Source organism: Bradyrhizobium sp. CCBAU 45321 (assembly GCF_028128975.1).
GTDB lineage: Bacteria > Pseudomonadota > Alphaproteobacteria > Rhizobiales > Xanthobacteraceae > Bradyrhizobium > Bradyrhizobium yuanmingense.
Genome location: NZ_LFKZ01000127.1, coordinates 17,847 through 34,216, shown reverse-complemented (window position 1 = coordinate 34,216; position 16,370 = coordinate 17,847). Strand labels below are relative to the sequence as shown.

Genomic DNA, 16,370 nt, shown 5'->3' with positions numbered 1-16,370 from the left:
AGGATAGGATGCCGACTTCACGCAGGCAGCTGCTGAAGACCTCGGCGGCTGCCGCCGCTGCACTCAGCCTCGATTGGACACGCGCCCAGGCACAAGCCGAGAACATACGCATTGGCCTGATCTACGACCTCACCGGCCCCTTCGCCGCCGGCGGTTCGGTCGCCTCCTCGATCGGCGCGCAGATCGCCATCGATCTCGTCAACGAGAAAGGCGGTGTCGGCGGCAAATACAAGGTTGCTCCGGTCGCCGCGGATTCGCAGAGCAAGCCGGACGTTGCGATCAACGAGGCCGAACGCCTGATCAGCCAGGAGAAGATCGACATCCTCAACGGCGTCTATGCGAGCTCGCATGCGGTGCCGCTCGCGGCCAAGGTCGAGCAGCAAAAGAAGATCCTCTGGATCACGACCGCGGTCTCGACCGCCGTGTTCAAGGACAAGAACCTGCAACACGTGTTTCGCGCGCAGATCCATTCGGATCAATACGGCCAGGCCTTTGCAAGCTTCCTCACCGAGCATGCCAAAGCCAAGCTCGGCATGGACCCGAAGGAGGTCAAGGTCGCGTTGATTCACGAGGACGGCCCCTATGGCGTCGGCGTTGCCTCCGCTGACGAAGCCTATGCGAAAGAGGCCGGCATTCCGGTGGTGCTGCGCGAAGGCTATTCGGCCTCGGCGCCCGATCTCTCGGTGCTGGTGACGAAGATCAAGCGGGCCAAGGCCGACGTGATTTCGCACGCGGGCTACAACCCTGACATCACCCTGTTCCTGCGCCAGGCCCGCGAGAGCGGCCTGCGCTTCAAGATGCTGTTCGGAGCCGGTGCCGGTTACAGCCAGCTCGACAAGCTGCGCGCCACGTTCGGCGCCGATATCGACCATTTTTGCAACATCGACCCGGTGCCGGCGCAGCTGCTCGATCCCGCCAAGCTCGCGCCCGGCATGGGCGATCTGATCAAGACCATGGTCAGTCGCTACCAGGCCAAGACCGGCGCCACCGACGTGCCGCCGCACTGCTCGATGGGCTTCAACCAGACCTGGGTGCTGCTCAACAACGTGCTGCCGGTCGCCAAGGAGAAGTACGGCAGCTTCGAGCCCGAGGCGATCCGGAAAGCGGCGCTCGACGTCGACATCCCCGCGGGCGGCACGATCCAGGGCTATGGCGTGAAATTCTTCCCGCCGGGCACGCCGCTCTCCGGCCAGAACGAACGTTCGACGCCGGTCGTGATGCAGAACGCCGGCGCGCACATCTCCGTGGTGTGGCCGACCAACATCCGCACGCAGGACCCGGTCTTCCCGCTGCCGAAGGGCTCGACCTACGGGGCGTGAGGGGGCGGCACGGGCGGTGTACACCCTCTCCCCTTGCGGGAGAGGGTGGCTCGCCGCGTTAGCGGCGAGACGGGTGAGGGGTCTCCCTCCGCGTGTTCAACTCTCATTGGGATGCGCGGAAACAACCCCTCATCCGGCGCTTCGCGCCACCTTCTCCCGCAAGGGGAGAAGGGAAGCGTGCCTGCGGAGACACGTTGCTTTCACAACACCACCCGCCGCCCCTCCTCCGCCGCCCAATATCCCGCGTAGTTCACCTTGATCGTCTCATACGCCAGCGCGAGGTCCGAAAGCGGCTGGCGCCCGGTCGCGACGCATTCCATGAAGTCCTGGATCTCCTGCAAATAGCCGCGCGTCCATTCCTCCTCGAGGCAGACATATTGCCAGCCGGTTTTGCGGTCCACCTTCTCGGTGATGTAGACGGAAGCGAGCTTCTCCTCGTTGGTCTGATAGCTCATCAGATGATTGTTCGGCGTGATGTTGGCGAACAGGGAGCCGCCGCTCGTATAGGTCTCGATCAGATTGCGCACGCCGCCCATGATCATGTCGCCGGAGAACACCGTCGCCTTGGTGCCGTCCGAGAAAGTGGCGGTGAGCGTGCCCCAGTCCTCGACGTCGACGGGATTGGCCTTGATGTAGCTGCGCTCCTCCGGCTTGAGCCCGGCGGTGACGTTGCCGACATCGCCGGTGACGCTGGCCACATGGATGCGCTCGCCGCGCGCCTTGGCTTCGACCTGCTTCAGATACAGCACGGCCGAGAGGGGATGGCAGCCCATGCGGATCAGCGAGCCGCCGCCGGTCATCGCCCATTGCGCGGCATGCGCGGCGTGCGAGCCGGAATGGCTCTCCTCGCCCTTCATGAACAGGATCTTGTCCTTGGTCGCCTTGATGATCTCGGCGGTCTTGGTCACGGCCGGCGCGTAGATCCAGTCCTCGGCATACATGAAGAGCTTGTCCGTGCGCTCGATCGCGGCGCGCGTCCTGTCCATCTCCTCGATCACGCGCTCATACATCAGCGCCTTCGGCACGTGCTTGCCGATCGGCTGCTGATCGCCTTCGCGGCCGAAATAGCCGGCGAACGGCTTTTCGCAGATGACGTGCTTGCCGGACTGCATGGCGGCGACGATCATCTCGGCGTGAAGATTGGGCGGGGTGCAGATGTCGACGACGTCGAGATCGCGGTCGGCGATCAGCTCGGCGAAGCTCCGGTAAACACGCGGGATATTGTGATGCCCGGCAAACGCGACAACCTTGTCGCCACGGGCAGCAACCGCCGCGACCTCGACGTCAACGCCATAGACGCGCCGGAACGCATACATGTGCAGCTCCGACACGAAGCCGCAGCCGACGAGTCCCACCCTGATCCGAGTCATAGCGCCCCCTGTCTTGCTTTGGGCGGCACTATAGCGTGCTCGGGGGCCTAATCCACCGAGACCTGAACGACGCCCGCGCCCATGATGCATGGACCCGGCAGGGGCATCACACTTTGTTACTGCTGGTGGAACACCAGCGTGCGGACCTCGATGCTCTCGCGGGGCGCGGCATCGGCCGGCGTGGTCGGATCGACGAATGCGGTATGCGGCCCGAAACGGGTCCGGCCGTCGGTTGCGGAATCGTAGCACTTCAGCAGCAGCGCCTCGTCGGGCATCATCTCCGGGAAATAGAACCAGCGGTGGTTCGGATTGTACTTCACCGAATAGGTCTCGCCGCGGCGGTTGGGATAAATCAGGTCGGAAGCGACGAGGTCTTCCGGCTTGACCGTGGTTCCGTCGGCCATGGCGAGCGGTGAATCCCGCAAGGGACCGCGGATCGGCCGCCACAGATTGATCACCTGCACGCGCCCCTTCAGCAGCTCCTCGGCTTCATCAGGCAGATGCTCGCGGACGCGGTTGGCGCCGGACGTGATGGTCTGGTCGACATGGACGCGCGTGGCAGGCTGACGCGGGCCGCCGTCGCGGATATCAGGCGCGCCCTCAACACGCTTGCGCACGGTGTGATCGAAGATGACGACGCGGTCGGCCTTCAGCGTCGCGCGCAGAAAGGCCTCCACGGCGGGATAATAGACCGCCCTCACCTCGTCCTCGTTGTAGAAATCCTTCACCTGCGTCGGGTGACGCACCAACGCAAAGCCCTCTCGATCCAGCGAGAAGTTCTGCGCGATAAGCCGCGCATCGAAGATCGGCACCTTATGCGGCTCCGGCAGCGAAGTGCTCTTGGGCTCACCCGGCGGCGGATCAAACGCGTAGGTACGCGGCTTGCCTTCGATCGGTGCGAGATAGTTGAGTTCGGCAGTGACGAAGGGAAGCGATTCGATTTTTGTTTCTTGCAGGCCCATGGCCGGTCTCCCGATGTGGTCGTCGGATTGATCTTTGCGGGAGTGCGCCGTGCCGCAAGAGCTGCGGTGCAAATAGCAATGAGGGTGTTGTCGGGCCGTGAGAATGCAGAAGGAATATTTCGAAGAAGGCGATTGCGCTGGAACGTGCTCGTCGCGCTTCACGAATGCTTGAGTGACTCGTGAGCTCTCACACCCACAGTCGTCATTCCGGGGCGCCCGAAGGGCGAGCCCGGAATCCATCGAGCCGCAATGTCTGTCGATGAATGGATTCCGGGCTCGCGACTTCGTCGCGCCCCGGAATGACGACGGAGCATTACATTTTCGCCTTCGATTGCGTCCGTGAATGAACGGCCCACGATCTCCGCTGCGTCCAGCTTCTGCTTGATCAGTCCCAGCGGAAATACAGATCGATCGTAGCCTGCGCGTCGGCGCCCACGCCATCATCGATCGGTCGGCCAGTTCGTTGACCGCCGCCGCCGACCGCAGCTTCGCAGCCGCGGGATCGAACTAGGCGGAGGCGGCGGGATGCGCAGGCTTCACCTCAAGCCCGCCATTGCATCTCGCCGCGATCCTGCTCATGCATGTTGCATGCATGAGCCTGATCGTGTGGCTGCCATCTAGCCGCGCGGTGCTCACCAATAGGCGCGGTAGTAGGGACGGGGATAAACACCGAACGGGCGGTGATAAACCCGGTACGGCCGGTAATAGCCATAGCTGTAATACGGACGGTACGGCCGATAATATCGCGGATAGACCGGTGCGTAGCCGTAGCCGCCGTAATAGGCGGGGGCGTAACCATAGCCGTAGCCCGGATATCCATAGCCGTAGCCACCGTAATAGGGTCTGCCATAGTAACCGTAAGGCGCGCTGCTGGCGATGGCGCCGCCGATGAGCGCGCCGGCTGCGAGACCACCGAGGGCAAAGCCCCAGCCACCGCCGCGCCAATGCACCGGTGTGACATTATCACCGGCCGCAGCCTTCATCGTCGCAACGTTGGTCGGCATCGGGGCCGCCGTGGCCTGCCCGATCTGGGCCACCATGACCACGCCGACCAATGAACAGGCAATCGCCGTCTTCCAGATCCTCATCGTCCTACTCCCTGTCTGACCTTTCGCTTGGAAAAAGGATCGCAGCGTCATGATCGGACATCCTTGCGCCAAGTCAAAGCATTGAATTTCAAAGCCTGGAGTTTGCGTGCACCGCACAAGACGCTTGCCTCCGTTCTGATCAACCGGTGCCCGGCGACGTCGCCGCCTGTGACAGCCGCGCGACGGTGGCTGAGGCCCGATCACCCGGCAAGGCATTAAGCTTCCCGTGCATTCGCAACCAACAACCACCTTCACGATTTACTATTCGTGCCATTACTATCGGTTCCAATGTGCGCGGCCGGGAGGCTTCTCGCGAGCGCCAGAGTTGTGGGAGGATCACATGAGTGCCGCGAGACCCGAGCCGCTTGCCCGTCAGGCGCTGGCCTTTGTCCTGGCCGGAGGACGCGGCAGCCGCCTGCTGGAGCTGACCGACCGCCGCGCCAAGCCGGCGGTCTATTTCGGCGGCAAATCCCGCATCATCGATTTCGCGCTGTCGAACGCGGTGAACTCCGGCATCCGCCGTATCGCGGTGGCGACCCAATACAAGGCGCACAGCCTGATCCGGCACCTTCAGATGGGCTGGAACTTCTTCCGCCCCGAACGCAACGAGAGTTTTGACATCCTCCCCGCCAGCCAGCGCGTCTCCGAGAGCATGTGGTATGTCGGCACGGCGGACGCGGTGTACCAGAACATCGACATCATCGAATCCCACGCCTGCCGCTTCATCGTCGTGCTGGCCGGAGACCACATCTACAAAATGGACTACGAGGTGATGCTGCGCCAGCACGTCGAGAGCGGCGCCGACGTCACCGTCGGCTGCCTCGAGATGCCGCGGACCGAATCCTCCGGTTTCGGCATCATGCATGTCGACGAGAACGGCTGGATTCAGGAGTTCCTGGAGAAGCCGAAAGATCCGCCGCCGATGCCGGGCAAGCCGGACGTCTCGCTCGCCAGCATGGGCATTTACGTGTTCGACGCGAGATTCCTGTTCGATCAGCTCAAGCGCGATGCCGAGGACCCGAACTCGAACCACGATTTCGGCAAGGACATCATTCCCTACCTCGTCAAGAACGGCCGCGCGATGGCGCACCAATACTCGACCTCCTGCGTTCGCTCCGGCACCGACACCCCCGCCTATTGGCGCGACGTCGGCACGGTCGACGCCTATTGGGCCGCCAATATCGACCTCACCGACGTGGTGCCCGAGCTCGACCTGTTCGACCGCGCCTGGCCGATCTGGTCCTATGCCGAGATCACGCCGCCGGCGAAATTCGTCCATGACGAGGAGAGCCGGCGCGGCCAGGCGGTGAGTTCGCTGGTCTCCGGCGGCTGCATCATCTCCGGCGCCTCGCTGCGCCGCTCGCTGCTGTTCACCGGCGTGCGCATCAACTCCTACGCCAATGTCGAGAACGCGGTGATCATGCCCTACGTGAATGTCGGCCGCGGCGCCCGCTTGAGGAACGTCGTGATCGACCGCGGCGTCGAGATCCCGGAAGGGCTCGTCGTCGGCGAGGATCCCGAGTTCGACGGAAAGCGCTTCCGCACCACCGAGCAGGGCATCTCGCTGATCACCCAGCCGATGATCGACAGGCTCAATACATGATGCCTGTTCGCGTCCTCGCGGTCGCCTCTGAAGTCTATCCCCTCATCAAGACCGGCGGCCTCGCAGATGTTGCGGGCGCGCTGCCGGTTGCGCTGAAGGCGCATGGCGTCGAGATGCGCACCTTGCTGCCGGGCTATCCCGACGTGATGCGCCTTTTGTCCGGCACAGAGGAACTGCGGCGCTGGCCGGATTATTTCGGAGGCCCCGGCCGGCTGCTGGCGGGCTCGCATGCCGGGCTCGATCTGTTCGTGCTGGACGTGCCGCATCTCTATGCGCGGCCGGGCAACCCCTATGTCACCACCGATGGCATCGACTGGGCGGACAACGGCGTGCGCTTCGCCGCGCTGTCGCGCGTGGCGGCCGATATCGGCCACGGCCTCGCGCCGGCCTTCGTGCCCGATGTCGTGCACGCCCACGATTGGCAGGCGGGGCTCGCGCCGGCGTATCTGCACTACGACAATCGTCCGCGGCCCGGCACCGTGATGACCATTCACAACATGGCCTACCAGGGCAAGTTCGCCCCTGAGCTGATCGGATCGATCGGCCTGCCCTGGCATGCCTTCAACGTCAGCGAACTGGAATATTTCGGCGGCATCAGCTTCTTGAAGGCCGGCTTGCGCCTTGCCGATCGCATCACCACGGTATCGCCGACCTACGCGAAGGAAATCCAGAGCGACGAAGGCGGCATGGGCCTCGGCGGCCTGCTTCGTGAACGATCGAGCGTGCTGAGCGGCATCCTCAACGGCATCGACACCGAGGTCTGGAATCCGCAAACCGATCCGCACATCGCCTACCGCTTCGGCGCGGAAGACCTGACCTTCCGGGCCGCGAACAAGGCGGTGCTGCAGCAGCAGTTCAATCTCGATTCCTCGGACGAAGCGCCACTGCTCGGCGTCATCAGCCGGCTGTCGTGGCAGAAGGGGCTCGATCTCCTGATGGAAGCCATCCCAACCATCCTGCGCGAAGGCATGCAGCTCGCGCTGCTCGGCAGCGGCGACCGCGATCTGCAGGATGGCTACCAGGCCGCGGCCCGCTCCAATCCGGGCCGGATCGGCGTCGTGATCGGCTATGACGAAATCCTGGCGCACCTGATCCAGGCCGGCTCGGACGCGCTGATCGTGCCGTCGCGCTTCGAGCCGTGCGGCCTGACCCAGCTCTGCGCGCTGCGCTATGGCGCGGTGCCGATCGTCTCGCGCGTCGGCGGCCTCGAAGACACCATCGTCGATATCGGCGAGGCCGACGCGTCCGGCCACGATGCCACCGGCTTCAAATTCGCCCCCGTGACGGCGGATGCCCTCGCCGGCACGCTGCGCAAGGCCAACACCGCCTTCCACGACAAGCTGACCTGGCGCCGCTTGCAACGCAGCGGCCTTGCGACCGACGTCTCCTGGCGCAACCGCGCCGGCGACTATGCCGCGCTGTACCGCGGGCTGATGACGGCCCGCGCGTGAGGCAGAGCCGAATCCATGCTATAGAGCCGGACATGGACCCCTTCGCGATCAAGCTGCTCGGCTTTGCCGCCGCCACCTGCACCACCGTCGCCTACGCGCCGCAGTTCATCAAGGTCTGGAAGACCCGCTCGGCGCGCGACATTTCCCTCGGCATGTTTCTGGTCATGATGCTGGGCCTCACGCTCTGGCTCATCTACGGCCTGCTTTCAGGCGATGCCCCTCTGGTCGCGGCGAACGCCGTCACCATGGTTCTTGCCGGCGGCATTCTGGTAATGAAGCTGAGATATGGGTGAGGCTTTTCTTCGCCTCTCCCCGCTTGTGGGACGACGGAGAAGAGATCATTACCCAAACACATACGAGGCCATCGCCACATGCGCGACCTCGTCGACGAAGACGCGCCGTCCGACGTCGCTTCCCGCAGCACCGGCCGCCACCATCAGCGGCAGCAGATGATCCTCGCGCGGATGCGCAAGGCGGGCGCTCGGCGCATTCTCCCAATCGACCAGCATGGCATTGCGGCGCGCCGCATCGGGGTTGCTGATTGCCTCGTTCAGGTAGGCCTCGAAATCATACGAGACGGGCTTGGACTCCGGACGGTTGAAGCCGCGCATGTTGTGATAGGTCAGGCCGCTGCCGACGATCAGGATGCCTTCGTCGCGCAAGGATGCGATCGCCTGCCCCACCTTGACGTGCTCGGCCGCGTCATAGCTGGACTTCAGCGACAGCAGCACGATCGGCATGTCGGCGTTCGGATACATCAGCCCGAGCGGAACGAACGTGCCGTGATCGAAACCCTGGTCGGGATCTTCGCGGCAATCGAGGCCGGCATGCGTGAGCAGCGCCTTCACTTGCGCGGCAAGCTCGGGCTTGCCCGGCGCCGGATATTTGAGGTGGTAGGTATGCTCGGGGAAACCGTAATAGTCGTAGACCATCGGTGGATGCGGCGAGGTCGAGACCGTGAAGGCGTCGGCTTCCCAATGCCCGGTGATGACCAGCACCGCCTTCGGCCTCTCGGGCAGAAGCTGCGGCAAGTTCGCGAACGCCTCGGCAGTCTTGGCATATTGCACCCGCCTGTCCTCCATGAAGGGCCAGGGGCCGCCGCCATGCGACAGGAACAGGGTCGGAAATCGCGTCATCGGCTCGTCTCATTGACAACGGGCGCGCGCGGGCAGTCCGCACGTTCGGCGGTGAGCATAGGCAAAGCAGCATGGTTAGCAAGTCGTTAACGATTTGCCGCCCAGAATCCCCGCTGGGCCGAAGCAGTCGGCCTGAAGACAAGTGAGACGTGCGATGAGGAAGTTTGCGCTGGGGGACGTCGTCAACAGTGACAAGGGCCGCCGCGGTGTCGTCCGCGCCGCCTTCAAGTCGCGGGATGGCCAGCAGTTCTATGCCGTCGAGAAGGACGGCGCGATGGACTATCTGGAGGAAGACCGGCTCAGCCCGGCGCCGCGCGTCGAGCTCGCGGCTTAAATCCGATTCATCTCCTGCCCTCATTTGCGAGCCGGTCGAGGCGATCCGCGAACGGATCGTCACCGCTCGCGATGCCATCATTCGTGATCAGCAGCAGGCGATCGCCGCCAGCTGCGTCCCAGCGTGGCAGGTCGGGACCATGTAGGTCGGGACCATTGGGATCGCCACTTCGGGCGAAGTTTATCCAATAGGCGCGCATGCGGCCTGCGACCTCGCGATCGCGCCGCGACAGGATGCCCGCACCGGGCACGCCTTCCGCACCGAAGATGAACTGCAGCTCGCGCCCGTGGCCGACGTCCGGATTGGCGCGCCTGGCCTCCGGCACATAGGCGAAGCGGTAGCGAAAGGTCGGCGCGCCGCCTGCCGCGTGCAGACGTGCCAGCAGCCGCACCGGCTCGGAAAAGACCTTGTCGGTGTAAATTCTTGCCGCGAGATCCGACGGTCTGGTGAGATCGGGATAGAGCTTGCGCAATTCGCCGCCGCCCGCGCCCGGCGGCGCAAGCTCCTCCTTGATCGCGGTCTCGTTCTCCAAGCCGTTCTCATCCTCGTTCGAGCCGACGATCAGGGGAATGCGGCTTTGGCGTCCGGCCGCAAAACCTGCGGCGAGGTCCTCGCTCACAAGACGTCCATCCATCATCGGTGCAAAGCTGCTTGGCGATGTCTCCAGCAATTGTTTCTCGGCGGCCAGCAGGCGCCGCGGCTCGACGGCGCGCAGATCCGTCTTCGGCGAAAGCGCGGCCACGAACTCCCGGCCGACGGCCTCGGCCTCATCTGCCGAACGCAGGCGCGCGCGGCCGGGCACCGATTGCAGAATGGCCTTGTGGAAGAGATCGCGCGCTTGCGCGGACAACATCAGCAGCGCGATCGATGTCGCGCCTGCATTGCTGCCGAACAGCGTGACGTTGCCGGGATCGCCGCCGAAGGCCGCGATGTTGTCGTGCACCCAGTGCAGCGCGGCGATCTGGTCCATCAGGCCGAAATTGCCGGAGCCGGCGTCCGACAGCGCGGGATGCGAGAGCCAGCCGAGCGCGCCGAGGCGATAATTCACGGTGACCACGATGAGGCCCGCCTGCGCCAGCTTGGCGCCATCGAATAGCGGATCGTTCGCGGTGCCCGTGACGAACGCGCCGCCAGGGATGAACACCATCACCGGCAACGGGCCGTCGACCCCGAAAGGACGAAACACGTTCAGCGTCAGGCAATCCTCGCTCGCCGCCGGCAGCGCCGGCTGAAGGCACGGCGCACCGTATTCGTAGGCGGTGCGCATCTCCGAGCTTTCGGTCGTCGGCTGCGGCGGTCGCCAGCGCAGTGCCCCGACCGGCGGCGCCGCGTAAGCCAGGCCCTTGAACGAGGCCACCTCGCCTTCCACGGCACCGAGCATCTGCCCTTCACGGGTCAGCGCGAATGGAAACTGCCCGACCGGCTGGGCGGCGGCCGAACCGGCGCCACACAAGACTGCAATAGCCGCAACGAATGCAAGCAAGGCCCGCATCTTCGCAACCATCTCGATGAAGGGTTTCGGCAGGTTATGTCCAGAGCCGTCGGCAAGGCAAGCCTCGCGCCTTGAGCCTAAGCGCCTTTGCCAATCAGCTCCGCGAGCGCGTGGCGCGCGACGATGCCGAGCTCGCCCAGCGTGGAGTGGCCCGCCCGTGCCGCCTCGATCAGGCGCTCGGCGATGAACCTGCGGCTGTCGTGATCGCCGCCATGCGGCAATTGCCGGCACGTCTGCTCGAGGACGACGTCCATGTTCGCTCTGGTTCGCTCACTCAACTCTGTCATGACGCCCGGGGCGGTGCGCGTGGCTTGTAAGCGCAAGCATACACAGAAGGACGATGGCTGATTACCCCGGGCGATCACGGCCATTGTGCATCGCGGTGCGTGTGGTGCCGCAAGATTCGCGCGGTCACGAAGCCGCCGCAAACGACCACCCTGAGATTGCACTTGCTGTAATGACAAGCTGAGCCTGCGGCTATAGCCTGCCGCCAAAACAAGACATCCGGGAGGAATACCATGCCTGACGCAATGGTTGCCACACGTGCCTCCGATGAGCGCGGAACCGCTCAGCAGGTCGATGTTGCCGTGGTCGGCGCCGGATTTGCCGGCCTCTACCTTCTCTATCGCCTGCGCAAGGCGGGGTTCTCGGCAGTCGGGCTCGACGAGGCCGGCGATGTCGGCGGCACCTGGTACTGGAACCGCTATCCGGGCGCGCGCTGCGACATCCAGACCATCGACTACAGCTACACGTTCGATCCGGAGCTCGAGACCGCCTGGGCCTGGTCGGAGAAATACGCGACCCAGCCCGAGATCCTGCGCTATCTCGGCTTCGTCGCCGATCGCTACGATCTGCGCCGCGACATCCGTTTCAAGACCAAGGTCACCGAAGCCAGATGGGACGAAGCGTCCGAGCGCTGGCTCATCACCACGGACAATGGGCCACCCGTCTCCTGCCGCCATTACATCATGGCGACCGGTTGCCTCTCCGCGCCGAAGCCGCCGGAGATCGACGGCGTCAAGGACTTCAAGGGCGAGGTCTATTTCACCGGGCGCTGGCCGCATGACGGCGTCGATCTCACCGGAAAGCGCGTCGCCGTGATCGGCACGGGCTCCTCGGCGATCCAGTCGATCCCTGTGATCGCCGAGCAGGCTGCGCATCTGACGGTGTTCCAGCGCACACCGAATTTCGCTTTGCCGGCGCATAACGGCCCGGCGCCCGCGGACCGCATGAGCCTGCTGCAGAGCGACCGCGCGGCCTATCGCGAGCAGGCGCGGCAGTCGATGGCCGGCGTGCCCTACCCGCAGCAGACGGTCGTGAGTTGGCAATTGAGCGATGCCGAGCGCCGCGAGCGGTTCGAACGCGCCTGGGCCGCCGGCGACCTCGTCCACATCCTGACGCAGCTCTGGGCCGACCAGGCCGTCGACGTCGACGGCAACAAGATCGTCCAGGACCTGATCCGCGAAAAGATCCGCGTCGCCGTCAAGGATCCCGAGACCGCCGCGGCGCTGATGCCGGACGACCATCCTTTCGGCGCGAAACGCCCCTGCCTCGAGACCAATTATTACGCAACCTACAACCGGCCGAACGTCACGTTGGTCAATCTGCGCAAGGAGCCGATCAAGGCGATCACCGCGAGCGGCATCTCCACGAACGGTCGCAGCTTCGACGTCGACGTCATCGTCTTCGCAACCGGCTTCGACGCCATGACCGGCGCGATCCGTGCCGTGCATCCGATCACCGGGCGCGGTGGCAAGTCGCTGTCCGATGTCTGGGCGCAGGGACCGCAGACCTATCTCGGCCTCACGGTCGAGGGCTTCCCGAACTTCTTCATGATTACCGGACCCGGAAGCCCGTCGGTGCTGTCAAACATGGCGGTGTCGATCGAGCAGCATGTCGACTGGGTGGTCGATCGCCTTGCATCGCTGCGCGATGCCGGCTTCACCACAATCGAGCCGACCGAGACGGCACAGGCCGGCTGGAACAGGCACATGGCCGACTGCTCGATGCTGACGCTGCACCGGCTCGCCAACACCTGGTACACCGGCGCCAACGTGCCGGGCAAGGTGCAGGGCCTGATGCCCTATACCGGCGGCGTCGGCCCTTATCGCAGCATCTGCGACGAGGTGGTCAGCCGCGGCATGCTCGGCTTCAAGCTCACCGGCCCCGATGGCGCCGCGCAATGCAATGACGGCGAGGTAGTGCGCCTGCAGCCGGACGTGCGGCTGGTGCTGAACCTGCTCGCCTCGCTCAACCTGCCGCCGATCGAGTCGATGGGCGCGCTCGGCGCCCGCGCCTTCGTCAACGAGTTCAACAAGGGCCGGCCTGCGGGGCGGCCGATCGGCGAGATCGTCGACGGCACCCTGCCTGTCGCCGACGGCGCGCTGCCCTACCGCGTCTACAAGCCGGCAACGCCGGGACCGCATCCGGTCGTGGTCTATTTCCACGGCGGCGGCTGGGTGCTCGGCGACGAGCAATCGGACGAGCCGTTTTGCCGCGACATGGTGCGGCGGACCGGCATGATGTTCGTCAGCGTCGGTTATCGCCACGCACCGGAGCATCGCTTCCCGACGGCTGCGGAGGACGGCTATGCGGCCACGCGCTGGATCGCCGAGCACGCCGCCGAGCTCGGCGGCAGGCCGGGCCCGGTGCTGGTCGCCGGCTGGAGCGCCGGCGGCAACATCGCGGCCGTCACCTGCCAGCTCGCGCGCGACCGCGGCGGGCCAGCCATCGCCGGCCAGCTTCTGGTCTGCCCGGTCACCGACTGCAGCTTCGAGCGGCCCTCCTACAACGAAAACGGGACCGCCTACTTCCTGACGCGCTCGCTGATGTACTGGTTCTGGGACCTCTATTGCTCGCCGGCGGACCGCACCGACCCGCGGGTCTCGCCGCTGCGCGGCAAGGTCGCCGGCCTGCCGCCGGCCCTCGTGGTCACCTGCGAGTTCGATCCGCTGCGCGACGAGGGCATCGCCTATGCCGAGGCAATGGCCGCAGCGGGCGTGCCGGTCGAGCAACTGAAGGCGCGCGGCCACTTCCACTCGTCCTTCGCGATGGTGGACGTGGTGATCACAGGCGTGTCGGGCCGGGTGCAGATGGCGGAGGCCTTGCGGCGCTTTGCCGGGCTGCCGCCGGAGGTCCGCCGCGGCGAGAACAACCAGGAGCATGACAGCCCCGGGCGCAGGATCGCGGCGGCCGCGAGCTGAGTGGCGACAGGCCGCCGGGAACCGTTTCCCGGCCGGCGTCGCGATTGGTGTGGCGCCGGCAGCCGGCTGTATCCGCCGGATACAGCTAAGGCTGCTGGTCGGGCAGCAACATCGCTGCGGCGATGAGGCCGCCTGCTGATCCAAGAGCCGCAACAAGCCACGGCCACGCATAATCGGCAGCCGTTCCTTCCTCCGATAGAATCGCACCGAGCGCTGCGATGCCGAGTGCAAATCCGGCCTGCCGCATGACCACGGTGACCGCCGAGGCCATGCCCGCTTGGGCCGGGGGCACCAGCGCAACGACAGCGCTCGACAGTTGCGGATGCGCCAGGACTGCGCCAATCCCGGTCAACAGCATTCCGGTCGCCGCCGCAGCGAGAACGACTTGCGCATTCAGCAGCCAGCCGCTCGCCGCCAGGACCAGAATGAGATCTCCTGCCAGCAGCGCCAGCATCGCCGTCGCGAACAGCCGGCGCCAGCCCCAGCGTGTTGCGAGGCGAGCACCATAGGGCGGCAGCAGAAGCATCGGCAACGTCGCCAAGAGCATTGCGAAGCCAACGGACGGGCCTGCCCAGCCGAACGCTGCGTTCAGGAACGGAGGCAGATAGACGAGAACCGCCCAGTATCCGACGGAAACAGCAATCAGCAGCGAGGAAATGCCGACCATGACCGGCCGCATGAACACAGCGGGGTCGAAAATCGGAACGGGCCGCCGGCGCTGCTGCATCACGAAGATGGCGAGCAGACAGGCGCTCAATCCGAGCCCCGCTGCAATCCGGGCCGGCACTTCACCTCCCTCCAGCACGCTCTCGATCGCAATACCAAGCGCAAGGGTGAGAAGCACGACACCGCTCCAGTCCAGCGGGCGGCCGGCGGGATCACGCGACTCTGCGACCAACCGCGGAACGGCCAGAAGCGTGAGCAGACAAAGCGGGATATTGGCGAGGAAGATCCAGCGCCATCCGAACCAGGCCGAAACAAGTCCCCCGAGCGCTGGTCCGAGCGCCATGGCGATGCCTGAGAGCACGCCCATGAATGCAAAGGCGCGGGCGCGCTCGTCAGGCCGAGCATAGGCATTCGCAAGCAGCGCAATGCCACCCGTGATGACGAACGCCGCGCCGAGGCCTTGAACTGCGCGCCCGGCCCACAGCATTGAACCGCCCGCCGCGAAGCCGCAAATGATCGATCCGACCAGGAACACGACGTTGCCGCCAAGCAGAGCGCGTCGACGTCCATACTTGTCGGCCAGCGCGCCCGCAGCGAGCAGCCCACCGGTAAATGCCAGACTATAGGCATCCATCACCCAGGCGTAGGCAGCGCTGCCGAAACCGAGTTCGGCGGCCATGGCCGGCATCGCGACAACAACCGCGGTCACGTCGAATTGCGTCAGAAAGGCCGCCATGCCGAGCATCATCGCCGGCAGCAGGTCGTGCCAACGGCCTCTGGACTGCAGGTCGGGTTCAGGCGTGATCATCGTTGTCCCATCTTGAAAGCGTCTGGTACCGATATGCATGCGGGGGCGAGGCCTGCGCCAATGCAATGCATTCACATCGGTATGAAAATGATTCATGATGATGCAATGCGTTCATTTCCTCCCTTTGACGGGCTGATTGCGTTCGAGGCAGCCTTGAGACATGCGAGCGTCACGCGCGCCTCCGCGGAGCTCGGGCTCACGCAGAGCGCGGTCAGTCATCGGCTGCGCAAGCTCGAGGACTTCGTCGGGACGCCCCTCCTCATTCGGCAGCCGAGTGGCTTGTGCGCCACGCCCGCCGGTATTGCGCTCTCGAACGAGTTGGCCGGTTTGCTCGACAGGATGGCGGATTTTCGTGCGCTTTGTCGCGCCGCCGCTCCGCCGCCGGCGTTGAAAGTCGGCGTCGGTGCAGCGCTTGCCGACTATTGGCTCGTGCGCCGCTTGCCCGATTTTGCGCTAGAGCATCCGGGCATACCGGTTGAGCTGGCCGTACGTGAAGCCGACGCACATGCGAGGTCGACCGATCTCGACGTAGCGGTTGTGTGGCAACCAGCGGCGGGCTTGAGGCCGACGTCGACGCAGCGCTTGCTATTTCGCGAGCATGTTTACCCCGTCTGCCACCCACGCCTGCTGCCTGGCCAGCAGCCACTGACCGACGTGACGCGCCTCAAATCCTTGCCGCTCCTGCACAAGGGCCGGACCGGCGACGAGCGCGGGGTCGAATGGTCATGGACCTCCTGGTTTGAACGATTGGGCCTCGGCCGCCCGCCACCCGCCGAGATACGTTTTGCGACGATAGCCACCGCCATAGCCGCGGCCCTGGCCGGCAATGGGATCGTGCTTGCGCGTTCGCTGCTGGTCTAGGATGCCCTCAGGGAGGGCAGGCTGGTACGGGTGCTTCCGCCATCGTGGGACATGCCGTCGAGCAAGGCTCAAATCGT

Annotated in this window: 14 protein-coding genes; 7 read left to right on the top strand and 7 right to left on the bottom strand. The window is 65.1% G+C overall.

The genetic code is table 11. The annotated features are described in order from the left end of the window. Positions 1-8 precede the first annotated feature (8 nt). Complete coding sequence (locus tag ACM43_RS25470) at positions 9-1,319, top strand: ABC transporter substrate-binding protein (RefSeq protein WP_271543747.1); 1,311 nt, start codon at positions 9-11, stop codon at positions 1,317-1,319. A 200-nt stretch (positions 1,320-1,519) separates the two neighbouring features. On the opposite strand, the gene ACM43_RS25465 is transcribed toward ACM43_RS25470, so the two are convergent. The 3 genes from ACM43_RS25465 to ACM43_RS25455 form a co-directional block, all read right to left on the bottom strand. Then, positions 1,520-2,689: a Gfo/Idh/MocA family protein gene (locus ACM43_RS25465; protein WP_271543745.1), complete on the bottom strand. Its 1,170-nt coding sequence runs from the start codon at positions 2,687-2,689 to the stop codon at positions 1,520-1,522. 116 nt (positions 2,690-2,805) lie between these two features. After that, positions 2,806-3,651: a CmcJ/NvfI family oxidoreductase gene (locus tag ACM43_RS25460; protein WP_271543743.1), complete on the bottom strand. Its 846-nt coding sequence runs from the start codon at positions 3,649-3,651 to the stop codon at positions 2,806-2,808. Between the two features lie 632 nt (positions 3,652-4,283). After that, the gene (locus ACM43_RS25455) at positions 4,284-4,739 is read right to left on the bottom strand and encodes a hypothetical protein (protein ID WP_271543741.1); all 456 of its coding nucleotides are present in this window, start codon (positions 4,737-4,739) and stop codon (positions 4,284-4,286) included. A 340-nt stretch (positions 4,740-5,079) separates the two neighbouring features. Here ACM43_RS25455 and glgC point away from each other — a divergent pair, with 340 nt between their 5' ends. Genes glgC through ACM43_RS25440 form a run of 3 tightly spaced genes read left to right on the top strand, consistent with a single transcriptional unit; the run spans position 5,080 to position 8,086 of the window. Continuing rightward, the gene (gene glgC / locus ACM43_RS25450; protein ID WP_157284691.1) at positions 5,080-6,342 is read left to right on the top strand and encodes a glucose-1-phosphate adenylyltransferase; all 1,263 of its coding nucleotides are present in this window, start codon (positions 5,080-5,082) and stop codon (positions 6,340-6,342) included. Then, the gene (gene glgA / locus ACM43_RS25445; RefSeq protein ID WP_271543738.1) at positions 6,339-7,793 is read left to right on the top strand and encodes a glycogen synthase GlgA; all 1,455 of its coding nucleotides are present in this window, start codon (positions 6,339-6,341) and stop codon (positions 7,791-7,793) included. Before glgC ends, glgA begins: the two co-directional genes overlap by 4 nt. Positions 7,794-7,825: 32 nt before the next feature. Next, the gene (locus ACM43_RS25440; protein ID WP_036006700.1) at positions 7,826-8,086 is read left to right on the top strand and encodes a SemiSWEET transporter; all 261 of its coding nucleotides are present in this window, start codon (positions 7,826-7,828) and stop codon (positions 8,084-8,086) included. 48 nt (positions 8,087-8,134) lie between these two features. On the opposite strand, the gene ACM43_RS25435 is transcribed toward ACM43_RS25440, so the two are convergent. Next, a complete protein-coding gene (locus ACM43_RS25435) occupies positions 8,135-8,929 on the bottom strand; it encodes a DODA-type extradiol aromatic ring-opening family dioxygenase (RefSeq protein WP_157284693.1) in 795 nt (264 codons plus the stop codon). Between the two features lie 154 nt (positions 8,930-9,083). On the opposite strand from ACM43_RS25435, the gene ACM43_RS25430 reads away from it, so the two are divergent. Continuing rightward, entirely contained in the window at positions 9,084-9,263 is a 180-nt protein-coding gene (locus ACM43_RS25430) for a hypothetical protein (protein ID WP_036006694.1), read from the top strand. Between the two features lie 7 nt (positions 9,264-9,270). Here ACM43_RS25430 and ACM43_RS25425 read toward each other — a convergent pair whose 3' ends face one another. Then, on the bottom strand, positions 9,271-10,755 hold the full coding sequence (locus ACM43_RS25425; RefSeq protein WP_271543735.1) for a carboxylesterase/lipase family protein: 1,485 nt from the start codon (positions 10,753-10,755) through the stop codon (positions 9,271-9,273). Between the two features lie 77 nt (positions 10,756-10,832). Beyond that, positions 10,833-11,009, bottom strand: a complete 177-nt coding sequence (locus tag ACM43_RS25420; RefSeq protein WP_271543733.1) for a hypothetical protein — start codon at positions 11,007-11,009, stop codon at positions 10,833-10,835. A 264-nt stretch (positions 11,010-11,273) separates the two neighbouring features. Between ACM43_RS25420 and ACM43_RS25415 the strand changes: the two genes are divergently transcribed. Further along, positions 11,274-13,958 (top strand): flavin-containing monooxygenase, encoded by a 2,685-nt coding sequence (locus tag ACM43_RS25415; protein WP_271543731.1) that lies wholly within the window; start codon positions 11,274-11,276, stop codon positions 13,956-13,958. A gap of 85 nt (positions 13,959-14,043) precedes the next feature. On the opposite strand, the gene ACM43_RS25410 is transcribed toward ACM43_RS25415, so the two are convergent. Then, a complete protein-coding gene (locus ACM43_RS25410; RefSeq protein ID WP_271543729.1) occupies positions 14,044-15,432 on the bottom strand; it encodes an MFS transporter in 1,389 nt (462 codons plus the stop codon). Positions 15,433-15,492: 60 nt separating this feature from the next. Here ACM43_RS25410 and ACM43_RS25405 point away from each other — a divergent pair, with 60 nt between their 5' ends. Then, positions 15,493-16,293 carry a LysR substrate-binding domain-containing protein gene (locus ACM43_RS25405; RefSeq protein WP_271543727.1) on the top strand — a complete coding sequence of 267 codons (801 nt, stop codon included), beginning with the start codon at positions 15,493-15,495 and terminating at the stop codon, positions 16,291-16,293. The last annotated feature ends 77 nt before the right edge of the window (positions 16,294-16,370 follow it).